The following is a 23982-nucleotide window of genomic DNA, read 5'->3' on the forward strand; positions in this document are numbered from 1 at the left end:
CAAGGATAGCCCAGATGTGTACACAAGCGTCCTGGCAAACCCAATTTGAACTGTCCACAGAGACACAGTTAACCCGTGCCGCATACGAGGAACGCGAATGGATTAGTAGCTTATGCTTACTCGCAACCCCCAAACTTGGCAGCCGAACCCTGATCCGTGCTTTGCATCAATTTGGTAATGCATACTTGGCATTACAGGCCATTGCCGCACAAACCCAAAACTTTACTTACCAAGGGCGTATTAGTCCACAAGATCAACAAGCCCTACAAGCGGCGGCGAAAGATTGGCGTACAAGCCCTTATGCACCACAAATCGAACACCATCTGCAATGGTTAGCACAAGCTTCTCGCGAGATACCTAGAAGTATTCTCACCCCGCAAAGCCAGGATTACCCAAGTTTATTACTAGAAATTAGCGACCCGCCTCCTGTTCTTTTTGTACAAGGGCAAGTGTCTTATTTGCATTTACCCCAGCTAGCGATGGTCGGCTCCCGCAACCCAACGGCTGAAGGCGAACGCAATGCCTTTGCATTTGCGCGTTATATGGCTGAAGGTGGTTTTACGATTACCAGTGGGTTAGCCTTGGGCATTGATGCAGCTGCACACCAAGGGGCTTTGCAAGCGTCAGGCTACACGCTTGCGGTATTAGCTTGCGGCTTAGACAAAATTTATCCAAGCGTGCATCAAAAGCTTGCCCAGCAGATTGCGCGCCAAGGTGCTTTGATCAGTGAATGGCCCTTAAAAACGCCACCATTAGCAAAACATTTCCCGCGTCGTAATCGTATTATTAGTGGCTTATCTTTAGGGACTTTGGTGGTAGAAGCAGCACCTCGCAGCGGCTCTTTAATCAGTGCACGTATGGCACTTGAGCAAAACCGCGAAGTGTTTGCTATCCCAGGTTCTATTCATAATGTGCATAGTCGTGGTTGCCATCAGTTGATTCGTGACGGTGCCACCTTGGTCGAAACCGCAGCAGATATTATCCAAGCGTTACAATCCAGTCTCCAACGTGAGTGGCTCCTCAATCCGCAAGCGACACTTGCAAGCACGGCAAGGCCATTGCACAATTCCCCCCTAGATCAGACTACAGCCAGTTTAGGTACGTCCGTTACGGCACAAAAGTCCGCTAAACTAGAGGCCCCACCAGAAAGCCACGCGCGGCAAAAAGATCCCCCTTCTGAGGAACTTTCTGCTTTACTTGGCTATCTAGGTAGTGCCCCCCAGCCTTTAGACCTTTTGGTGGAACGGACTCAGTGGCCAGTCACTCAGCTGCAAGAACACCTACTCTTGTTAGAGCTTGAGGGCTGGGTACAGCATGTACCTGGCGGCTACATACGCTGTCGTTAATTTTTGATTTCTTGCTGTTGTGTATTCACTTTAATGGGAGATTAATCCGCTATGAGTACCCCTTTCGTTGCTATTTTGATGGGTTCAGATTCTGATTTACCAGTGATGCAAGCTGCCTTTGATGTGCTCAAGGCCTTGGGTGTACCTTTTGAAGCCAAAATTAGCTCAGCCCACCGCACCCCTGAGCAAACGCATACCTATGTTAAAGATGCCGAAGCACGTGGCTGTGCAGCTTTTATCTGTGCCGCTGGTATGGCCGCACACCTTGCAGGTGCTGTCTCAGCCAACACCTTGCGTCCTGTGATTGGGGTACCTATTAATTCTTCTCTTGATGGTTTAGACGCACTCTTATCCACGGTGCAAATGCCCGGCGGTATTCCTGTAGCAACGGTTGCGATTGGTAAGGCAGGCGCAAAAAACGCTGCTTATTTAGCGGCACAAATTATCGCCACCAGTGATGACGCTTTATTCGCTAAACTCAAGGCTGAGCGCCAAGCAAATGCTGAAGCTGTGATTGCCAAAGATGCGCAACTCCAACAGCAACTCCAACAAGCATAAAAGGACACTAGCTTGAATTTGCTGAATCTTGCACAAGCACAGGCTTTGATTGCGAATGGGCAAATCCTCGCTTACCCCACGGAAGGGGTCTGGGGTTTAGGTTGTGATCCTTTATGCACCTGCGCTGTCGAGCAAATTTTAGCGATCAAACAACGCGAAGCAGCCAAGGGTTTAATTCTCGTTGCTGCGCATCTGGATCAGCTTTCCCCTTGGTTATATGCACTTTCTGCCGCGCAAAAACAGAGATTGCAAGCCCCTCAACCACGCCCAACCACTTGGGTGATTCCAGACCCAGAACATCGCGCCCCAGCAAGCATACGTGGTGGCCATGCCAGCCTTGCCATCCGCTTGAGCCAACATCCACAAGTGCAAGCACTTTGTCAATTGTGCGGTCCTTTAGTCTCCACTTCTGCCAACCCTGCAGGCCTAGCAGCCGCGTTAAGTGTCCAAGAAGTTTATGCTTACTTTGGCGAGCAAGTGCCTATTTTGGCAGGGGATTTGGGGCAAGCTCAACAAGCTAGCCGCATCCTTGATCTGGTCAGTGGACGCATCTTACGTGCCTGATCTGCTACACTGCGCCTCTTGTTTAATCAACCTGAGGTGCCTTTCCTATGTCACAAATTCCCCCCAACACGTCGCAAGATTCTGTTGATATTCAGGCCGTCAAAACTTACTTACTCGAACTGCAAGACAATTTATGTCAAGCCTTAGCAGATTTGGACGGCAAGGCAGATTTTATGACAGATGCTTGGACACGTCCTCAAGGTGGCGAGGGACGCTCGCGTGTGATCCAAGACGGTGGTGTTTTTGAAAAAGGCGGTGTCAATTTTTCACACGTGACCGGTGATGCTTTACCTGCTTCTGCCACGGCAGTACGTCCTGAACTTGCAGGTCGCCGCTTCGAAGCAATGGGGGTTTCTTTGGTGATGCACCCGCAAAACCCTTATATCCCCACCTCACATGCTAATGTACGTTTTTTTATTGCTTCCAAAGCAGACGCTGAACCTGTTTGGTGGTTTGGTGGCGGCTATGACTTAACGCCTTATTATCCTTTTGTAGAAGATATTGAACACTGGCATCAAACGGCACAAAACGCTTGTATGCCCTTTGGTGAAACACGCTACCAAGCTTACCGTGATTGGTGTGATCGTTACTTTTACTTACCACATCGTCAGGAAGCACGGGGTGTAGGCGGCCTTTTCTTCGATGATTTAAATGATCTAGGATTTGCACAAAGTTTTGCCTTCATGCGTGCCGTTGGTGATAGTTATTTACCAGCATACGCTCCGATTGTTGAACGGCGGCGGGCACATGATTACGGTGAACGTCAACGCAAATTCCAAGCGTACCGTCGTGGACGTTATGTCGAATTTAATCTGGTGTATGACAGAGGGACCTTATTCGGTTTACAGAGTGGTGGGCGTACAGAGTCTATTTTGATGTCCTTACCTCCCCAAGTCGAATGGCACTACAATTGGCATCCAGAAGCCGACAGCGAAGAAGCACAAATTTATCGCTATCTTAAAAAACTCTCTTAGTTCCCTTAGGTGTTACCCTTAGACACACTTAGCGCGACTTATAAGTCACTTTTGGGTAACACCTTGCCATGCTTGCCTAGATTAAGCGCAAACAAAAAAAATATCTTACTGATTTAAAAAGAAAATTATTTTTTTGGCACATGACCTGCATAGTATAGTGTAAGAAAAATAAGAATACCGGAAAACAGTGAAACACACGAACAAAAACAACAAAGTGTTGCGCTGTTAACCAAGATCCAAATCTAATAAAAATAACAACTGGATCCATGGTGAACATCAAGGTGCAGGCTTCACAATAAAAACAAAAAAAGAAGCTCTCGCACTAGAGTCAATAGCCATAAAATAACAATAATAGGCTGGCTCGAAAACCGGTCTTGTGTGGCAAGTGTTTTGCGCAGGGTAATAACAATAACAAGCCACTAGCAAAACAACTTCCCGATAACAATAACAATATGGGAAGTCGTAATATCCGAGTTTATCGGAGTAGGTTGTCAGACAGAGGGTGCACTGAATACGAAAGCTAAGTGCGTATATCTTTACAAAAATAATAACAGGCGGCAAAGGGCCAGATAGACACACAAAGCACAGTAGCGTATTCGGGAAGTTGTGCAAATTGCAGTTCAAAGTGTCTTCTAGGTTAAGTTTGACTTAACTCAAGAAACACTGAACCGTTAAATCTTTGCTCTTTGAGCATATTTGATGCAATACATAAATCGGAAGGAAGCGCTATGCGCTTCCTTTTTTGTTTTTTGCTATCATAAGCTTCCGACCCTTAAGTGCTAAATGCACGGAGCTGACCATGAGCCAATTTTTTCATATTCATCCGGATAATCCACAAAAACGTTTGATTTGCCAAGCTGTCGAAATCATTCGTCGTGGCGGCGTGATCGCTTATCCTACGGATTCAGGCTATGCGCTAGGTTGCGGATTAGCAGAAAAACGCGCGGTTGAAACCATTAAACGCATTCGTCGCCTAGATCAACATCATAATTTTACCCTCATGTGTGCGGATTTATCCCAGCTTGGCTTATATGCCAAAGTAGATAATGCACGCTTTCGTTTACTCAAAGCACACACCCCAGGGCCTTACACCTTTATTTTGCCAGCAACCTCTGAAGTCCCTCGCCTCTTACTTCATCCAAAGCGTCGCTCTATTGGCTTGCGTGTACCTGAAAATCAAATTGCACGTGATCTGATTGCTGAACTTGGCGCACCTATTATGAGTGTCACTCTCATCTTGCCAGAAGAAGCCTTGCCACAAACTGAAGCCGAGGATATTCGCGAGCGCATCGGGCATGAGTTAGACCTCATTATTGATGGTGGGGCTTGTAGCTTAGAAACGACAACGGTTGTTGATTTGCGTGACCTTCCTGCACAAATCCTGCGTGTAGGCCGTGGTGATCCTAGCCCCTTTGCAGATCAATAATCCATGTCAGAGTCACCCCACTTACCCACGGATTGGATCGCACGCGTTGGCGCACAGAAACTCACCGCCATACCGGAAGATTTATATATTCCACCTGAGGCATTACGGGTTTTTCTCGAAGCTTTTGAAGGCCCGCTTGATTTGCTTTTGTACCTGATCCGTCGTCATAACCTAGACATTTTGCAAGTCAATGTTGCTTTAGTTACGCGCCAATATATGGAGTATGTCGATCTGATGCGCGAGTTGCGTCTTGAACTTGCAGCGGAATATCTGCTCATGGCGGCTTTATTAACTGAGATCAAATCTCATTCTTTGTTGCCGCGTCTTCCCAGCACAGAAGACGCCTTGCAGGAAGAGGAAAATGACCCAAGTGCAGACTTGATTCGGCGGTTGCAAGCCTACCAACAAGTAAAACAAGCTGCCGAAACACTCGATGCCCTACCGCGTGTGCAGCGGGATACTTTTAATGCACAAGCTGCATGGCCAGAAATACCTACTCAGTTGCCGCCTCCACAAGTCGATTTACCAGATATTTTGCTAGCTTTCGCACAAGTGCTCAAACGCTTGGACTTACATGCACATCATCATGTGCAAATGGACACTTTATCCACTTATCAACGTATTCAACAGCTAGTGGCTTACCTGCAACATACACCAGAGTTTTACTTATCCGCCTATGTGATCAAACAAGAAGGTCGCATGGGGATTGTGGTGACTTTCCTTGCCTTATTAGAATTATGCAAAAATGCGCACCTTCTACTTGAGGTCGTGGATACACCACACCCTGATCTTCTTATTCGCGCGATCTAATCCCTATGTCTCAAATCTCTCTTGTCAATCTCCTAGAAGCCTTATTGTTAGCTACCGCTGAGCCTTTATCTTTACAAGAGCTAAACGCCTTGGTAGCCCCTAAAGAAACCTCCGAAGAGACACCTTTTCCCTTATTTACCCGCTCCCAAGTGCAAGCGGCGCTCCAAGAGCTTGCTGCTTTAGAAGCACAGCGCCCCTTTCGCCTACAAAAGGTGGCCAGCGGTTATCGCTTACAGCTGAAAGCAGAATATAGCCCTTGGTTGCAACGTATGGCACAGACAAGACCGCCTCGCTACTCACGTGCCTTACTGGAAACTCTTGCTTTAATTGCCTATCGTCAACCGCTTACGCGGACGGATATTGAGCAGGTGCGTGGCGTTAGTGTCAGTAGCCAGATTATTCATACCTTAGAAGAACGCGGTTGGATTCGTATCATTGGGCAAAGAGACACACCAGGCCGTCCCAACCTGTATGCCACAACACGCCAGTTTCTGGATGACTTTAACCTGCAAAGCTTAGAAGAATTACCTGCTTTGGATGAGATCCGCTCGCTAGATGAACTAGATCAACAATGGAGCCAGCAAACCCAGCAACAAGAAAACCTTTCTTTCGCAGACTTGTATCAAAGATTACAAGCCAGATTGGCCATCTCGGAAGAAGAGGAAACGGCCACACGCCATTAGCAAAACTCGTATCAACCCTGGTCTAAGAAGAGGAAGGAATCTCTCTTATGATGGTTGAATAAAATCAGGCAAACCCAGTCCATGCGTACACCAATAATCCACGAGCTGAGGAACGCCTTGCGTGGCTGTCGCCACCAGATTATACACACCGGGAATTGCTTGCGGATCTGGATCAATGCGAATACAAGGCACTTGTGCACGCACCGCATGAATTAAGCTCGCCGCCGGCTGTACTTCTAAGGAGGTGCCAATAATCAGCACATAATCCGCTGCTGCTACCCACTCATAGGCTTGTGGATAAAGGGGAACGGCTTCTTCAAACCAGACAATATGTGGACGCAATTGGCTGCCTTTATCGCACAAATCCCCCGGATGAATATCTCGCCCATACAAAGGATAGATCAAGCGCGAATCTAAGCTAGAGCGCGCTTTATCGAGTTCACCATGTAAATGCAAAATACACTGAGAACCAGCACGTTCGTGCAGATTATCGACATTTTGCGTCACGATACGTACATGAAAGTGCTTTTCCAGTTGCGCCAAGGCAAAATGCGCTGCGTTAGGTTGTGCCTGTGCAGCCTGACGACGACGTAAGTTATAAAACTCAAGTACACGTTCTGGATGCTGTTGCCAAGCGGTATAAGTAGCGACTTCTTCTAGTGGATACTGCTCCCATAGGCCGCCTTGGTCTCTAAAGGTGGCCAACCCACTTTCTGCGCTTATCCCAGCGCCGCTTAAAACAAGAATATGAGGAGATTTGGTCATGGGTAAAAATCTCAACGAGGCAAAATTGCATCCAAACTTTGTAAAGCTTGCGCTAGTAAGGCACGCGGACAACCAAAATTTAATCGCGCCCAAGTTGGCGCGCCAAAATCCACACCTGCAGATAAGGCAATGCCTTGCGCAACCACGTCTTCATGTGGATAGCCTTGTGGCCAAAGACGTGCAAAGTCAATCCAAGCTAAAAAGGTGGCTTCTGGGCAGTGCCATTGTAATTGCGGATGTTGCTCCATCCAAGTTGCAAGATAGTCGCGATTACCTCTTAAATAAGTCAGCGCGGCTTCCAACCAAGGCTCGCCTGTTTGATAAGCTGCTTTCGCTGCCGTTAGACCAAGCACATTCACATCGGAAATCAAGCCCTGCATTTGGCGTTTAAAAGCCCGTCTAAGTTCAGGGTTAGGAATAATCGCTACCGAGCAAGCCAAACCGGCAATATTAAAGGTCTTACTTGGCGCCATTAAAGTGATGCTATGATCGGCGACATAAGGATGCAAAGATGCAAAAGGTCGATGGGTACGCGTTTCATCTAAGATCAAATCACAGTGAATTTCATCTGAGCAAATCTTTATGCCCCAATGTGCACAAAAATCGCCTAATTGCTGCAGCTCTTTCGTAGTAAAAACACGTCCGGTGGGATTGTGTGGATGACAAAAAATTAATAACTTAGCCCCCGCACGTGCGCCATCTTCTAAGGCCTGCCAATCAAATTGCCAGCCTTGTTGTGGATCATACACTAAAGGAGCACTTTGCGTTTGACGTCCACTTAAGCCACCAAGTGCGAGAATCGGTGGATAAATCGGGGGTTGAATTAAAATAGCCTCACCGGCTTGCGTACAAGTCTGAGTAGCTAAATGAAAACCACTGACAACACCGGGAATCCATACTAGAGATTCTGGCATAAAATCGGCTTGATAGCGCTTGTGCGCCCATGCACAAAAAGCCTCATTCAGCTCGTTTTCTACCTGAGTGTATCCCAAAATGCCTTGGTCGACTCGCGTATGTAACGCCTCCAAAATACTCGGCGCTGCGCGAAAATCCATATCTGCAACCCATAAAGGCAGTACCTCTTTAGGGTAACGGTTCCATTTAAGGCTCGCACTGGCACGGCGTGGATAAACCGAATCAAAATCAAAGCCTTGACCACTAGATATATGAGTATGCGACATAAAACAACAGAAATCCTTAGCAAAAAGGTAGGTTAATGACTTTGCTTCTGTAGCAATCTCTAGCATAATTCGGCTAGATTCAATAAACCTAAGACAAGTGAATGCATTATGGCTGACGAAAATAACGAACTCCGCAGAGCAGGGCTCAAGGTGACCTTGCCTCGTATTAAAATCTTACAGCTTTTAGAACGCAATCAAGACGAGCACCTAAGCGCAGAAGATTTATACAAATCTCTACTAGAAGCAGGCGAAGATGTAGGCTTGGCTACAGTGTACCGCGTTCTGACGCAGTTTGAAGCGGCCGGCTTAGTACAAAGACATAATTTTGATGGAAGTCACGCTGTTTTCGAACTAGCGACAGAAGATCACCATGATCATATGGTGTGTATGGATACAGGCGAAGTCATTGAATTTTTTGATGAAGAAATCGAACGCCGTCAACGAGAAATTGTTGAAGCCCGCGGTTATGAATTAGAAGATCATTCCCTTGTCCTCTATGTACGCAAGCGCAGTCGTTAAGCTGTTACCTTGTGTGCACGCGGTCATACACTGCAGCTCCTCGCCCCTTTTGGCATAGACCAAAGGGGCCTAGCCAAGCTTTTTAATCCTGATTTCTGCTGAAGAAATCCCTGTCAAGACTAGTGCGTGCGTTGCAATAAGGTGTATAACAACAAACGCAAACCCTGGTCTGTCTGCGCTAAGTGCAAGACTTACTTATACTTGGTGTCTGATAAGATGACCTTTCACCCTACGGAAGAGAGAAGATTTCCGATGGTTAAGGTAAGAGAAGATCAACCCCTTAAGGATGATGGTAGCGTTGATATTGAGCTATGGTTGCAACGCCTGCAAGAAGACGTTGTGTTAAACCATCCACAACGTGTGCACCAAGCCTGCGAATTGAGTCAACAGCTAGAAACTCAAGCCATGTTAGAAAACCGTATGTGGCGCGAAGGTTCTAGCAGTTTACGCACAGGTTTGGAAATGGCAGATATCCTCGGCGAATTACGCATGGATGAGGATACTTTAATTGCCGCTCTCTTGTACCGTGCGGTACGCGAAGGCCACGTCAAACTAGAACTCATCGAAAATCGCTTTGGCGATACCGTCGCTAAACTGATTGAAGGCGTACTCCAAATGGCTGCGATTAGCCAAGTCCAGCCCAGTACGTGCTCGCCTGCATTAGGACAAGCGCAAAACCAACTCGATAACCTGCGTAAAATGCTGGTTTCTATGGTGGATGATGTCCGCGTTGCCTTGATTAAACTCGCTGAACGTACCTGTGCCATTCGTGCAGTGAAGGAAGCGGCGCGCGAAAAGCGCCTACAAGTCGCACGTGAGGTCTTTGAAATTTATGCCCCGCTTGCGCACCGTTTAGGCATAGGTCATATCAAATGGGAGCTTGAAGACCTTTCTTTCCGTTATTTAGAAGAAGCCAGTTATAAACAAATTGCCAAGCTATTGGCAGAAAAGCGTAAAGATAGAGATGAGTTTATTGCCAGTGTCATCAAAATGCTAGAACAAGCACTCCAGACCGAAGGTGTACAAGGTGCACACCTCAGCGGACGTGCTAAGCATATTTATTCGATCTGGCGCAAAATGAAGCGCAAAAATATCGATTTTTCTCAAGTGTATGACGTACGTGCGGTACGTATTCTTGTGCCTGAAGTCAAAGACTGTTACACAGCTTTGGGGATTGTACACTCCTTATGGCGTCATATTCCTAACGAATTTGATGATTATATTGCAACGCCAAAAGAAAACGGTTATCGCTCTTTGCATACTGCCGTCATAGGCCCGCAGGGCAAAGTATTGGAAGTCCAAATACGTACCCATAGTATGCATGAAGAGGCCGAATTAGGCGTTTGTGCGCACTGGCGTTATAAAGGGACAGATACTCAAGGTAAAAACCGTAGTTACGAAGAAAAAATTGCTTGGTTACGCCAAGTGCTTGAATGGCATGAAGAAGTCGGTGATGCCAACAGCTTCAAAGATGAGCTACAAAATGACGTCGCTCCCGATCGTATCTATGTCTTTACCCCAGATGGACATGTGGTTGATCTGCCCCATTGTGCTACCCCAATAGATTTTGCTTATCGAGTACACACAGAAATCGGCCACCGCTGCCGTGGGGCAAAAATCAATGGGCGCATTGTGCCTTTAACTTACCAGCTACGTAATGGCGAGCAGGTTGAGATCCTCACATCAACTCAAGGGGGGCCAACACGCGATTGGCTCAATCCTGCACTCGGTTATGTACAAACTTCACGTGCACGCGCCAAGATCCAGCATTGGTTTAAGTTGCAAGCACGAGATAAAAATATTGAGGAAGGGCGTGCTTTAATTCAAAAGGAGTTACAACGCCTTGATCTGGACGGGCTCGATATGGATGCACTGGCCCGTCAGCTCAATTTGATGAGTGAAGACGATCTATACGCGGCTTTAGGTGCTGGTGATTTACGTTCCGGACAAGTGCTCTCTACCGCACAGCATTTATTTGGGGAAACGGATGACCAAGACCAATTAGAACGTTTGCTCACGCGTCCCAGCCGTAAACCCTCTCGTGATAAGGGAGATGCGATTACCATTTTTGGTGTCGGTAATTTGCTGACCCAAATGGCAAAATGTTGTCAGCCTTTACCTGGAGACGACATTATTGGTTATATCACCTTGGGGCGTGGTGTGACGATTCATCGCCAAGATTGCACGAATGTCTTACAACTCCGCGCAGAAGATCCACATCGTATTATTAATGTGGAATGGGGGACCAAGCAGGCACACTTGTATCCTGTAGAAATTCGTATTCGTGCTTGGGATCGTTCGGGATTATTGCGTGATATCACCTCGGTGCTGGCAAATGAAAGAGTCAATGTCATTTCCGTCAATACCTTAACCGATAAGAAAGAACATCAGGCAAATATTCTGATTACTCTAGAAATTGCTGGCTTAGAAATTCTTGGGCGTGTGCTGGATAAGATTAATCAATTACCCAATGTACTGGATGTACAAAGGTTCCGCACCGCGAAAGGTTAACAAGGTTAGCTTAATCTGTGCCATTGCGCCTAGTGTATCTCAATGCACTGGGCGTTTATCTTAGTGCAGCCCACAAGGAGATTTGCTGCGTGCGGACCTTATCTTTACGCTCTCACTTAATTCTCACGCTAGGTTTACCCTTATTAATTGTCAGCTGGGTATTAGCCGTTTATTTTTCTTATACTCATTATCACTTATTAGAAAATCAGCTGAAAGAACGCGGCTTAACTCTCACTCGACAAATGGCCTTGCACACAGCTTATTTATTGAGTTTACAAGGTAATACCTCCAATATTAATTTAAGATTTTTAGGTGAGCGTATTTTAGATGAAGAAGATGTACGTTCTTTTTCTTTATATGATAATCAAAAGCGTCACCTGCTCCATACTGGCCCTAGTATGCATGCCATATCAGGTGCGCAAGAAGGTGATTTATGGCCCTTGCATCCCAAATGGTTAACCACAAAAGAGAGTCTACGTCTGCGTTATCCTTTATTTGAGCATACACTGCTTTCTAATCCCACCTATACCCCAAATGCGCATCATAATCGCCCTATCTTAGGTTGGCTAGAAGTTGAACTCAGTATTACCTCAGCACAACTTTCTCAATATCAAATGCTGCTTTTTAATGTAGGTTTGACTTTATTTATCTTTGTCATATCCTGCTTATTAGCTTGGTCATTAATTAATAAAGTGATCACCCCGCTACATCATTTAATTCGTATCTTGGAACGCATTAAAAATCAAGAATTTAATGTGAGAATTGCTGACGATGTGTATCCTATTAGTGAAATTCGCTTATTAGCACAAAATATGAATCAAGCGCTTGATCAATTACAAGGAGAACGTGAAAATATTCGTCAAGACTTAGATATTAGCCACTCAGATCTTAATTCTACCTTAGAGAAGATGGAAATCCAAAATATTGAGCTCGATCTTGCATTAAAACGAGCCCAAGAAGCCAATCGTGTTAAAACTGAATTTTTAGCGAGTATGAGTCATGAAATACGTACACCACTAAATGCGATTATTGGTTTTGGACGTATGTTGCAGCGTACACGGCTTGACCCAAATCAAGGGGAATATTTAAATAACATCACCCAAGCTTCTGAATCTTTATTACTTATTATTAATGATATTTTAGATTTATCTCGCTTAGAAGCAGGTAAGGTCTTTTTAGAAGAATTACCGATTAATTTGCGTGAATTAGTCGATGATGTTCTAGCGATGCTTGCACCCGATGCACAGCGCAAACAGTTAGAAATGATTGTTATTTTATATGAAGATGTTCCGCAAGAAGTTATTGGTGATCCTGCACGGATTCGGCAGATTTTAACTAATTTAGTCACAAATGCTGTTAAATTTACCGCTGCTGGGCAAATTATTATTCGGATTACGCTAGAAGATACACTCGAACAAGAAATTTTATTACGTATTAGTGTTTCTGATACGGGTAAAGGTTTGTCTCAAGAACAAAAAAGCCAATTATTTCAAGCATTTCATCAAGCTGATATTTCTAATGCCCGTGAATATGGCGGTAGTGGCTTAGGGCTTGCAATTTGCAAGGGTTTGGTTGAGCAAATGGGGGGCAGCATTGAAGTCGAAAGCGAGTTGCATAAAGGTTCAACCTTTTGGTTTACAGTAAAAGTCGGTTTAGCGCCAGAATCTAATGTGCTTTATGACCCTAACTTGCAAGGCGTATTAGCTTTAATTGAGCAAAATCCTATGGCCTGCCACGCTTGGCAACATCTTGCCCAAGGCTGGGGGCTGGGTATTCAAATTTATGAGGATATGCAAGAAGTTTTAGAAGCGGCCGAAGATTTAGCTTTATTGGATCCACCACTTTTGGCGGTTTTAATTAGCCTGAGTCTTGAACAGGCGCAAACACCTCAAGTACATCAAGAATTACGTCAGTTAGTACAAAACAACCTTGCTGTATTAGTTCTCGTCAACAGCTCAGATACACTGATTTTAAATCAGTTAACGCATTTAGGGGTTGCTGAAGTATTATCCAAACCCTGTTCACAAAGGCGTTTATATACGGCATTGGCTAAACTTAGTGGACCGCCAAGTTTACATCAAAGCCCCCCTATACATCACAATAAATCTTTATCCCACAAACAGCATATTTCCATTCTTGCTGTTGATGATAATGCACATAACTTACAGTTAGTCTCTACGCTATTACGCCAGTTGGGGGTTCAAGTATATGAGGCAACACATGGACGTGAAGCCTTGCAGAAAGTACAGCAATACCATGTTGATCTAGTCTTTATGGACGTGCGCATGCCAGGAATGGATGGGATTGAGGCGACACAAAGGATTCGCGCGCTTGGGCGTCGTTTTCGTGAATTGCCCATTGTTGCATTGACGGCTCACGCGCTTGCCGGCGAACGCCAAAAAATGCTAAGTGCAGGTATGACAGACTATTTAATTAAACCCATTAGTGAGGCCGAGCTTTTAGCGGTGATCCGGCGTTGGACAGGTTCAGAATTAAGTTTCGGCGACTTAACCGAACCCCATCGGCCAGCCAGTCAATCAACAGCACCAATACTCAAGCCTTCCGAGCCTAATACACTGAATCTACATACAGAAGAGGACTCATCCTCACCTGTCGATATTGCGCTAGGTATCAGTTTGGCAGCTGGTAAACTGGATCTTGCACAGGATATGTTAGAGGCCTTGTTAGCTTCTTTACCTGAACGCTGGCAGACCATCCAAAATGCTTACTTAGAGCAACAAAAGGATGCTTTGCTTGATGAAGTACACAAATTACATGGCGTGACTCGTTATTGTGGCGTCCCTGATTTGGGGCAAGTGGTTGAAGCTTTAGAAACACGTCTTAAGGCGCAAACACAGCCCAGTGTAGAAGATCTTATGCAGCAACTGGAGCAAGAGGTCCAGCGCCTGATCCTTTGGTATCAAGCGCACCAACCCTTATCTTTAGCAAGCTTGCTAGAACACAAATAAAAAGCTTGTGATGGTCTTGGTTTATCCGTGTTTAAGGTGCGACAATTAGCCGCAGCCAAGAGCCTCTAGGCTGTTTTACAATAGCTTACCTAGTTTAGCAATCTCTAAAAAATAACGACTAATAGAGTCTCGCGACATACACAAAATACCAACTGATTTTGGTTATTTGCCCCAAGATGCTATCTCTCCCTGTGGACGACACAGGATTTTTCTACGGAGAAATCAATGAAAAAATTACTGACTTCAAGCTTACTTCTGGTCACAGTGCCTTTTATGCAGGCAGCACATGCTGAAGACCTGCATTTTGCAGCAGGTAGTTTGATTCAAGCAGAAGCTTTGGTGACACAAGAAGTACTCAAAGGTCAAACCAGTGAGCATATTCAGCTCAAACCTTCTGCCGTAGATAACACAGGTATGCCTGAATACTGCCTAATGTCGGCGCGTGCTTCCTTACAAAATGAAAGCGTACGTCTTGATATCGATCGTTTACTTTGTCTAAGCGAAGATCGTCATTATTACGAGGGTGTTTTAATCGCACAACTTGTGGATGAGGAAGGCAAACCAGGCGATGCACAAGCTTGTACCAGTGAACAAGATGGTATTTGCCAACGTGGTGAAATCCGTGCTGGACATAAATATACCTTAAAGGTTACTGCAGAAAGCACTATTCCTATGGTGGTCAACCAATCAGAGCAATTAAACATTATGCGCCGCCAAGCTGCACCAGAACAGGCGCAATAAAATCCACTGCTCATGCTCTATTTTCCCTAGGCAAGCACACCTTGCGCTTGTCTAGCGGCCTTAGGTTTCTCCATGGACACTAGATTGCCACTTGAGCGCTTTTGTTCATTTGTCGATAAAAGTGTAACTCTATGTAATCATTTCTTTACCCTTAGGTAAAAATAGCCTGCCTAGGCATATCTTGTCGATGAAAGTTTATGGTAGGCTTAAAAGACGCATCTGTGCTAAATCCTAAATCAATCACTGGTAAATTTTCTCTAACGTTTTTCTAGTTACAAGAAAAGACTAGATTGATCGCCAACCTAAATGCACACACGTGCCTGCACTTTCCTAATGATAACAAGATCCTTGTGACTTCCAGGAGTGGATTTGTATGTGGGGAGCTAGTAAACAAAAACTCGCCGACGCTCAACGTGAAATCGAACAATTACGCCAAGAAAACCGAAATCTGCAGTATGAACTGGAACAAACAAGACAAGATCAAGGACAAAAAGCGCAGGCTTGCCAGCAAGCGACAGAACGTACTGATTTTCTCGTACAACTCAATAAGGTCATTTATAACGGCCATGATTCGATTGGCAGTGTGCGTGAGCGAGTTGCGGATACCGCAGAAATTCTGCATCAAAAACGCGAAGAATTAAGCAATGCACAAGAGCTTTTCGAACGTTGCACACGTTTGCTACGCGAAATTGCGCAACAAGCACAGGCTATTAGTCAGCAGGCCAATACCAACCGTGAAGAGGTGAAAGTCTTAGATGGTGCCTCCGCACAAATCACAGAATTCGTAGATACCATTCATAATATCTCTGAACAAACCAATCTGCTGGCTTTAAATGCAGCGATTGAGGCCGCGCGTGCAGGTGAGCATGGTCGTGGTTTTGCCGTGGTTGCCGATGAGGTGCGTTCTCTCGCCCAAAGAGCAGGTAAAGCAACCTCAGAAATCACTAACCTTGTGGGCACCATTGAGGAGCAAACAAGACGCACTTTTTCAAGTTCAGAAGAGATGGTTGCTAAATCTCAGCAAATTGATACTTCTGCCCAAGAAGGCCAAGGGGTGATTGATGAAGTCGTCCTTATTGCCGAAAGTATGCGCCAAGTGATTCTAGAAACTGCGACTAAAAGCTTTATGGAAACCGTGAAACTGGACCATTTTGTTTTTAAAAATGAGATTTACAAAGGCATTTTAGGCCTTAGCAATAAACAAGCGCACGAGTTTAACGATCATACCCAATGTCGCCTTGGACAATGGTATTTCTCAGGCGTTGGCAGCAAATACTATAGTCATACAGCAAATTTCAATCAGTTGGCTGCACCACATGAAGCTGTACATTCAGCAGGTAAGCAGGCATTACAAGAAGCCCGCGCAGGCAACACCAATGCTGCTTTACAAGAGCTACGTACCATGGAAGAGCAAAGCCGGATTGTCATGGAAGTATTAAATGGCATCGCCGCTGAATATATTGATAGCAAGCTTGGCCGTAAAAAATCACGCTATCGTTAACGCTTTGTTTACAGGGTTTTTATGTCTGCTTTTCATACTCTCACTGACTTTTTTGAACGTTCAGGTGCCTGCTATCAGGCTTTTGATTTAGGGCGTCGTGTACAGCCCCTAGATACAAGCTATTGGCAAGCTTTTGAGTCTGGACAACGCCCTTATGCCTACCCTTGGCAACAAACGGCATGTCTCGGTTTAGTCTTTTATTATCCCAGCGCTCCACAAGATCCTTTGGTCTGGTTTTTGAAATTACCTCTTGATGAGCAAGGTTTTATTCAAGGGGGGCCTAGGGATGCTTTTGTTAAACGTCTACTAGAAACCCTTGGCCAGCAAGCACAACAACTGACAGACCAAGCAACTAGCGTACGATTAGACCCCTTAATGGAGAATAATCCACTGGTATTTACGCCAGATCAGGAACGCCAAGCCATCTTTCATGCTTACGCACGCCAACATCTGCAACAAGCCCCTAGCACACATTATGCGCCCGCGTATGCATATCTTACTCAACCAGAGGGAAATGCTTGGCAAACCTTAAGTTTACAAGGCATTGCAGATGTCGCCTTGCAACATACACAAGCAGGACAAGCGCAAGCTTTAGCAACCCAAGTACCTGCTTGGCCCACGCCAGTATTGACCCTATTGGCACGTTGTTTAGAAGCGGTTCCCGTGGCCCCTGTATTGGCAAAGGCTTTAGCGCAAAATCTCGCCTTACGTGTGCAAAATCCACAAACTACTACCACTGAGGTGGCTAGTTTGCTGCGTGCATTAAGCCATCCGCAAACTCAATGGGATAATAAAGAATTACAGGCTGCGTTAATGCATCCTACAGATCAAAATCCTTGGTATCCTTATCTTCAAGATCCCGAAGTGCTGACCACACTGGCCTTAAAATATACGCATCAACTGGAAGATTTATCCTTTTTACAGGCGTATTTGCAGGTGCTTGCGCAACAAGATATGTCAATATTTAAGCCCTTACTTAAAGACTTATTATTTATGCCCAATTTACGGGTGTTGATTTTAGCTTTGATTCGCCAAGCCCCCACCGACTCTGCTTTAGCCAAGGCGCTGACCCTCTTAGTACAAGAGGCGCAAACAAAGACATAGCCACTTAGGTTAAAGGGTTAAAGCATCACCGCCATTAGGCAAAGTCTGCACGAAGCTTTAAGATAAGGCCTTTATTTTTATTACTGAATAAAGGCCATCTATGAACTCAGATCTACAAAAATTACAAGCGTATCCCTTCGAAAAACTCGCAGCTTTAAAAGCGCAAGTGACGGCCAATCCAGAGCTAGCCCATATTGCTTTATCTGTTGGTGAACCTAGACATCCGGCACCCGAGTTTGTTTTAGATACCCTTACACAGGCGCTCAATCAAGTCAGTCACTATCCAGCGACCAAAGGCATATTAGAATTGCGCCAAGCAATCAGCACATGGGCGGGCCACCGCTTTGATTTACCAGAAGGGGCTTTGGATCCCGAACGTCATGTGCTCCCTGTGAATGGCACCCGTGAAGCCATTTTTGCGCTGACCCAAGCCGTCGTTGATCGCAGTCAAGGTGGCTATGTGGTGATGCCAAACCCCTTTTATCAAATTTATGAAGGTGCTTGTTACCTTGCCGGTGCGACTCCCTATTTCTTGGATACGCCTGCCGAACAGAACTTTTTGCCTGATTTTGAGCAAGTCCCTGCCGAAGTCTGGCAACAAACCCAAATGGTGTTTATCTGTACACCCGGCAATCCCACAGGGGCAGTGATGCCCTTGGAACAGCTCAAGCGCCTCATTGCCTTAGCAGATGAATATAATTTCATCATCGCTTCAGATGAGTGTTATTCCGAGATTTACCTTGATGAAACCCAAGCACCTGTGGGTTTATTAAGTGCGTGTGCTGCTTTAGGCCGCTATGATTTTAAACGCTGTGTTGTCTTTCATAGCTTGTCAAAACGCTCCAACTTACCTGGTTTACGTTCTGGCTTTGTCGCAGGGGATGCAGAGATTATCCAGCCGTTTTTGCTGTACCGGACTTATCATGGTTGTGCGATGGCCCCTTATCATCAAGTCGCTAGTTGTGTCGCTTGGCAAGATGAAACTCATACCCAAGCGAATCGTGCTTTATATCGACAAAAATTTGCGGCTGTCACAGAAATTCTCGCGCCTGTGTTAGATTTCCCTACACCACAAGCCAGCTTTTACCTATGGCCTGCGACCCCGATTGCTGATACAGACTTTGCGCAAGCCTTATTTGCTCAGCAAAATATCACAGTTTTACCTGGGCGCTATTTATCACGTCTTAACCCAGTCACGGGTAAAAATCCGGGGGAAGGTCGTGTGCGTATGGCGCTGGTCGCAACCCATGAGGAATGTTTAGATGCCGCTTGGCGTATTCGTCGCTTTGTGGAAGCTTTGTAAATGTCCGCGCCATGCTCTCAAACACCACCTGCATCTTCCTCTCAGGCCGCCAAACGCGGCCTTTTGGGCTCAAGTTTATTAGTGAGCTTGATGACTTTGGTTTCCCGTGTGCTTGGTCTAGCGCGTGATATTAGTATTGCCCTTTTATTTGGTGCAGGCTCAGGTGCTGATGCTTTTTTTGTCGCTTTTAAAATCCCTAATTTTTTGCGGCGTTTATTCGCCGAAGGCGCCTTCAATCAAGCCTTTGTCCCTGTACTCAGTGAATATCGCAGTCAGCACCCCAGCGAGGTACGTCCTTTAATTGGCGCTGTCTTTATTGCTTTAAGCAGTGTGTTATTTGTCGTCACAGGCTTAGCTATTTGGGGTGCGCCTTGGTTGGTTTGGGTCTTTGCTCCCGGATTTGCACAAGATGCGGATCAATTAGCGCTCACAGCACAGATGCTGCAAATGACCTTTCCTTATCTAGCCTTGATTTCTCTGACGGCTTTTTGCAGTAGTATCCTCAATACTTACGATAAATTTGCTATTCCCGCTTTCACACCGGTTTGGCTGAATCTCAGCTTAATTGCCTGTGCTTTCTTATTAACCCCTTGGCTAGAAACACCAATTTTCGCCTTAGCTTGGGGGGTGCTGATTGCAGGGGTGATTCAGCTGATCTTTCAGCTACCTTTTTTAGCCCAATTAGCCCTTTTGCCTCCTTTACCCTCGTCTTGGCAAGCATGGAAACAAGCTTGGCAGCATTCAGGGGTTAAACGCATTTTAGATTTAATGCTACCTGCCTTATTTGGCGTGTCAGTAAGCCAGATCAACTTATTGCTAGATACGATTTTGGCTTCTTTATTGGTAACCGGCAGTGTGTCCTGGTTGTATTACTCTGATCGCTTAGTTGAACTGCCCTTAGGCGTGTTCGGTATCGCGATTGCTACGGTGATTTTACCTAGCTTGTCACGCCAACATACACAAGCTGATCAAACAGCATTTGGACGCTTACTCGTCTGGGGCTTGCGCTTGGTCTTACTGATTGCTTTACCTGCGGCTTTGGGCTTAATGCTACTTGCTGAACCTTTACTGACCACCTTGTTTCAATATGGTGCTATGGGGACACAGGATGTGACCATGGCTGCACTAAGCCTGCGGGCGTATGCACTGGGTTTGGTCGCTTTTATGTTGATTAAAGTCCTCGCGCCAGGTTTTTATGCCCGCCAAGATACACGCACACCGGTACGTATTGGCGTAAAAGCCATGCTCGCCAATATGGTATTTAATCTTTTACTCGTCTGGCATTTGGCCCATACCGGCTTGGCATTAGCGACGGCTTTATCTGCATTTTTAAATGCTTATTGGCTTTATCAGGGACTGCGTCAGGCAGGCATATTAACGGACTTAAACGAGCTCTGGCCTTATGTACTGAAATTATCAGCCGGCTTGCTGGCCTTGGCGATAGCTGTTGTCATCAGCAGCCAGCCCTTAGACTGGTGGTTTGCTGCCACTTGGTGGATGCGCACCTTGACCTTAGCTATGCAAATTGGTTTAGGCGCTGCGGCTTACTTTGGCGTTTTATGGTTATTGGGAATTCGTTGGCAAGCATTGAAAACACATGAACCCCCTGCGTCTTAATGCATTGGATAAAGTGGATACCTCGCCCTTACGGGCGGGGCAGCTAGGAGAACTAAGCATCATCTTTTTTCTGGCGACCATCGCGCAAAAAACGCTCTTGATGCTCGTGACAACAAAACCACAAGGCTTCATGTGCATGAGCTTGCGATTGGGGCAAATGCAAATCGCAAAAAGCACATTTTACCATTTGCTCATCGGGCGGGGGGGCATGTTGTTGGGCTTTTTCTTGCTCCGCTTGTTGTTGATAAGCGTTCCAAGCACGGAAAAGTTTGAACCCCAACCAAAACAAAGCCACAAAAATAATTAGACGAATAATCAATAGACTCACCTTTGGTCTCTCCCAACGGATAAAAGCAGGCTCACTCCCTTGCTTTCATGACACAATCCTAGAGAATATAACTTCTTAGACCCTGATGCGCCTGAAAGTTGAGGCAGATTTGCTTATGTTACGTATTATGATGGCACAAGCTAACTTCAAAGTTGGCGATATTGATGCAAATACCCAAAAAATCATCGAACTTGGCCGCCAAGCACAAACGCAAGGCGCGGATATTGTTGTCTTCCCTGAATTAGCCTTAACAGGCTATCCACCAGAAGATTTGCTGTTACGCCCAAGCTTGCATCTCAGGGTTGAAAGTGCACTAGCACAGATTAGTCAAAGCCTTAAAGATTTAGGCATTATCCTAGGTTACCCTGCACAACGCGAAGGCAAACTTTATAATATGGCGGGCTTTTTCTACCAAGGGCAAACCTTGGGCGAATATGCTAAACATTGCTTGCCTAATCATCAGGTCTTCGATGAAAAGCGTTATTTTCATCCTGGTACTCAGGCTTGTGTCGTACATTTTCGCGGGGTGCGTTTAGGCTTATCCATTTGTGAAGATCTTTGGCATCCTGAACCCATCATGGCTGCCCGTGATGCGGGGGCACAATTAATGATTAGCCTCAATGCTTCACCTTTTCATATGGGCAAGCTGGCACAAAGGCGCGCCCTGCTACAAGAAAGTGCCATCAACAGCCAACTTCCTATTATTTATACCAATCTTGTTGGCGGGCAAGATGAATTGGTGTTCGATGGTGCCTCTTTCGCAGTCAATGCCCAAGGCCAAATCTGTGTACAAGCACCTGCTTACCAAGAAAATTTATATCCAGTGGAAGTGTGTTTGCTAGAGCAAGAAGCCTGCATCCAACAAGGCCCGCAAGCCCCACAATTAGATGCAGATGCTGAGCTTTATCAAGCCCTTGTTTTAGGCTTAGCAGATTATGTGAATAAAAATGGTTTCCAAGGCGTTGTGTTAGGTCTATCCGGCGGGATTGATTCCGCTTTATCAGCTGCTATTGCGGTCGATGCTTTGGGGCCTGAACGTGTCCAAGCCGTGATGATGCCTTATCACTATACTTCCTCAATGAGCTTACAAGATGCTGCTGCCCAAGCAAAAATGTTAGGCATTGACTACCAAGTGCTTCCGATTGCTCCTATGGTAGAAAACTTTATGGATACTTTAGCGCCTTGCTTTGCTGGACATGCGAAAGACACCACAGAAGAAAACTTACAAGCGCGCACCCGTGGGGTGTTACTCATGGCTTTATCCAATAAACTTGGCTTAATGGTGTTAACCACGGGCAATAAAAGCGAAATGGCGGTTGGTTATGCCACCTTATATGGTGATATGGTCGGTGGATTTAATGCACTGAAAGATGTCTACAAAACTCGGGTCTTTGCCCTAGCTAGCTACCGTAACACCTTATCACCTGCCATTCCTGAACGTGTTATCAGTCGTCCGCCTTCTGCCGAGCTGGCACCCGATCAAAAAGATGAAGATTCTCTGCCACCTTATCCTGTGCTGGATGCCATTTTGCACCTGTATATTGAAGGTGATCAAAGCCAGGATGCCATTATCCATGCCGGTTTTACTGCAGACGATGTACGCAGGGTGATACGTCTTGTGGATTTAAGTGAGTACAAGCGTCGTCAAGCGGCCCCAGGTGTCCGTGTCAGTGAACGTGGTTTCGGCCGCGATCGCAGGTACCCGATTACCCAAGGCTGGATTCCAGGAGTATAAACCGCGTGGATAAACAAGCGCTCGATCCTTATGTCAGCTGGTTTCGCAGCTCATCCCCATACATTAATGCACATCGCGGACGCACCTTTGTGATTTTGCTGGAGGGCGGCGCTTTTCTTGAACCTGAATTTAACGACATCATTAGTGATCTTGCCCTACTGAATGCTTTAGGGGTGCGTTTAGTGATTGTCTTTGGTGCGCGTCCACAAGTCGAAGCGGCTTTTGTGCGTGCCGGCATAGATATTCAGCGAATCAATGCCCAAGGCCCAACTTGGATTGCAGATGCCAACATGATGCAATGCATTCACCAGTGTGTCGGTGCCATGCGTATTGAACTTGAAGGACGTTTTTCTCTAGGTTTACCGAACTCCCCCATGCATGGTGCGGCTTTGAAAGTGATCAGTGGCAATCTGGTGATGGCTAAACCTTTGGGGGTCCGTGAGGGGATTGATTTTCAATATAGTGGTGAAGTGCGCCGCGTAGAAACCCAAGCCATTAGCGCCTATTTAGACCAGGGCGCTATGGTCATTTTACCGCCTTTAGGTTATTCAGCCACAGGGGAAGTTTTCGACCTTAATGCCGAAGAAATTGCCACTGCTGCTGCCATTGGCCTACAAGCAGATAAACTGATTTGTTTAGGCCCACAAAAGGGCCTTGTAAATAGCCAAGGCCAGTTAGTGCGTGAGCTTGCACCTGCGCAAGCAGAACACTGGCTACAAGAAGATCCAGCCCATCAGGTCGATGCAAGCCTTCAGCGACAGATTCAAGCCGCGTGCCACGCTTGCCGCCAAGGCGTCGCACGTACCCACTTATTAGACTACCGTACTCAGGGAGCTTTATTAAAAGAGCTCTTTACCCGAGATGGTGTCGGCACCCTGATTACAGATCAAGGCTATGAACAACTCAGAAATGCTTGCATCCAAGATGTGGCGGGCTTATTGGCGCTGATCCAACCTTTTGAAGAAAAAGGTATTCTAGTAAGACGTTCACGTGAGCGCTTGGAAAGCGAAATCGAGCATTTTAGCGTGATTGAGCGCGACGGTATGATTATCGGCTGCGCTGCCTTGTATACTTTCGCAGAAAGCGCCTATGCTGAACTCGCTTGTATTGTCGTAGATACCCGTTATCGTGGTCGTATTCGCGGAGACCGCCTCCTTGCACATACAGAAAAACGTGCCCGCGCAGCAGGTGTTCGTCACCTATTTGCACTGACCACCCATACCGCCCATTGGTTTTTAGAACATGGGTTTATCCTTGGCCAATTACAAGATTTGCCGCCTACAAGACAAGAACTTTATAACTGGCAACGTAATTCCAAAATTTTAATTAAGACCCTCTAACCTGACC

The 23982-nt window shown here is 46.0% G+C and carries 20 protein-coding genes; 17 read left to right on the plus strand and 3 right to left on the minus strand.

Annotation, left to right across the window (positions count from 1 at the left end; translation table 11 throughout):
* Nucleotides 1-14: 14 nt before the first annotated feature.
* The 7 genes from dprA (at nt 15) to scpB (ending at nt 6361) form a co-directional block, all read left to right on the plus strand.
* Nucleotides 15-1346, plus strand: coding sequence for a DNA-processing protein DprA (dprA, locus tag BMX05_RS09970; protein WP_093311165.1), 1332 nt, complete (start codon nt 15-17; stop codon nt 1344-1346).
* Between the two features lie 51 nt (nt 1347-1397).
* Nucleotides 1398-1904, plus strand: a complete 507-nt coding sequence (gene purE, locus BMX05_RS09975; protein ID WP_093311168.1) for a 5-(carboxyamino)imidazole ribonucleotide mutase — start codon at nt 1398-1400, stop codon at nt 1902-1904.
* Between the two features lie 12 nt (nt 1905-1916).
* Nucleotides 1917-2468, plus strand: coding sequence for an L-threonylcarbamoyladenylate synthase type 1 TsaC (locus tag BMX05_RS09980; protein ID WP_093311170.1), 552 nt, complete (start codon nt 1917-1919; stop codon nt 2466-2468).
* Nucleotides 2469-2515: 47 nt separating this feature from the next.
* Nucleotides 2516-3442 carry an oxygen-dependent coproporphyrinogen oxidase gene (gene hemF, locus BMX05_RS09985; RefSeq protein ID WP_093311173.1) on the plus strand — a complete coding sequence of 309 codons (927 nt, stop codon included), beginning with the start codon at nt 2516-2518 and terminating at the stop codon, nt 3440-3442.
* Nucleotides 3443-4241: 799 nt separating this feature from the next.
* Entirely contained in the window at nt 4242-4868 is a 627-nt protein-coding gene (locus BMX05_RS09990) for an L-threonylcarbamoyladenylate synthase (protein WP_093311175.1), read from the plus strand.
* A gap of 3 nt (nt 4869-4871) precedes the next feature.
* Complete coding sequence (locus tag BMX05_RS09995; RefSeq protein ID WP_093311178.1) at nt 4872-5678, plus strand: segregation and condensation protein A; 807 nt, start codon at nt 4872-4874, stop codon at nt 5676-5678.
* A 5-nt stretch (nt 5679-5683) separates the two neighbouring features.
* On the plus strand, nt 5684-6361 hold the full coding sequence (scpB, locus tag BMX05_RS10000) for an SMC-Scp complex subunit ScpB (protein WP_093311180.1): 678 nt from the start codon (nt 5684-5686) through the stop codon (nt 6359-6361).
* A gap of 45 nt (nt 6362-6406) precedes the next feature.
* Here scpB and BMX05_RS10005 read toward each other — a convergent pair whose 3' ends face one another.
* Together BMX05_RS10005 and BMX05_RS10010 are read right to left on the minus strand one after the other, a co-directional pair.
* Entirely contained in the window at nt 6407-7126 is a 720-nt protein-coding gene (locus tag BMX05_RS10005; RefSeq protein ID WP_093311183.1) for an SIR2 family NAD-dependent protein deacylase, read from the minus strand.
* Between the two features lie 11 nt (nt 7127-7137).
* Nucleotides 7138-8307 carry a MalY/PatB family protein gene (locus BMX05_RS10010; protein ID WP_177166873.1) on the minus strand — a complete coding sequence of 390 codons (1170 nt, stop codon included), beginning with the start codon at nt 8305-8307 and terminating at the stop codon, nt 7138-7140.
* A gap of 108 nt (nt 8308-8415) precedes the next feature.
* Here BMX05_RS10010 and fur point away from each other — a divergent pair, with 108 nt between their 5' ends.
* The 8 genes from fur to murJ all read left to right on the plus strand — a co-directional run bounded on the left by fur (nt 8416) and on the right by murJ (nt 20572).
* On the plus strand, nt 8416-8826 hold the full coding sequence (gene fur / locus BMX05_RS10015) for a ferric iron uptake transcriptional regulator (RefSeq protein WP_093311188.1): 411 nt from the start codon (nt 8416-8418) through the stop codon (nt 8824-8826).
* Between the two features lie 252 nt (nt 8827-9078).
* Complete coding sequence (relA, locus tag BMX05_RS10020; protein ID WP_093311191.1) at nt 9079-11337, plus strand: GTP diphosphokinase; 2259 nt, start codon at nt 9079-9081, stop codon at nt 11335-11337.
* Between the two features lie 89 nt (nt 11338-11426).
* The gene (locus tag BMX05_RS10025) at nt 11427-14306 is read left to right on the plus strand and encodes a response regulator (protein ID WP_177166874.1); all 2880 of its coding nucleotides are present in this window, start codon (nt 11427-11429) and stop codon (nt 14304-14306) included.
* Nucleotides 14307-14531: 225 nt separating this feature from the next.
* A complete protein-coding gene (locus tag BMX05_RS10030) occupies nt 14532-15047 on the plus strand; it encodes a TraB/TrbI/VirB10 family type IV secretion system protein (RefSeq protein WP_093311198.1) in 516 nt (171 codons plus the stop codon).
* Between the two features lie 373 nt (nt 15048-15420).
* Complete coding sequence (locus tag BMX05_RS12905) at nt 15421-16548, plus strand: methyl-accepting chemotaxis protein (protein WP_093311202.1); 1128 nt, start codon at nt 15421-15423, stop codon at nt 16546-16548.
* 21 nt (nt 16549-16569) lie between these two features.
* On the plus strand, nt 16570-17652 hold the full coding sequence (locus BMX05_RS10040) for a DUF3549 family protein (RefSeq protein ID WP_093311206.1): 1083 nt from the start codon (nt 16570-16572) through the stop codon (nt 17650-17652).
* A gap of 100 nt (nt 17653-17752) precedes the next feature.
* Complete coding sequence (gene dapC / locus BMX05_RS10045; RefSeq protein ID WP_093311209.1) at nt 17753-18955, plus strand: succinyldiaminopimelate transaminase; 1203 nt, start codon at nt 17753-17755, stop codon at nt 18953-18955.
* Nucleotides 18956-20572: a murein biosynthesis integral membrane protein MurJ gene (murJ, locus tag BMX05_RS10050; RefSeq protein ID WP_093311212.1), complete on the plus strand. Its 1617-nt coding sequence runs from the start codon at nt 18956-18958 to the stop codon at nt 20570-20572.
* A 52-nt stretch (nt 20573-20624) separates the two neighbouring features.
* Here the strand turns inward: murJ and BMX05_RS10055 are convergent, their stop codons facing one another.
* On the minus strand, nt 20625-20900 hold the full coding sequence (locus tag BMX05_RS10055) for a PP0621 family protein (protein ID WP_093311215.1): 276 nt from the start codon (nt 20898-20900) through the stop codon (nt 20625-20627).
* Nucleotides 20901-21015: 115 nt separating this feature from the next.
* Here BMX05_RS10055 and BMX05_RS10060 point away from each other — a divergent pair, with 115 nt between their 5' ends.
* A complete protein-coding gene (locus BMX05_RS10060; protein WP_395855315.1) occupies nt 21016-22635 on the plus strand; it encodes an NAD+ synthase in 1620 nt (539 codons plus the stop codon).
* A 5-nt stretch (nt 22636-22640) separates the two neighbouring features.
* Nucleotides 22641-23975 carry an amino-acid N-acetyltransferase gene (argA, locus tag BMX05_RS10065; RefSeq protein ID WP_093311218.1) on the plus strand — a complete coding sequence of 445 codons (1335 nt, stop codon included), beginning with the start codon at nt 22641-22643 and terminating at the stop codon, nt 23973-23975.
* Nucleotides 23976-23982: the final 7 nt, after the last annotated feature.

Origin of the sequence: Allopseudospirillum japonicum (genome assembly GCF_900108915.1) — a bacterium.
Taxonomy (GTDB): Bacteria; Pseudomonadota; Gammaproteobacteria; order Pseudomonadales; family Halomonadaceae; genus Pseudospirillum; species Pseudospirillum japonicum.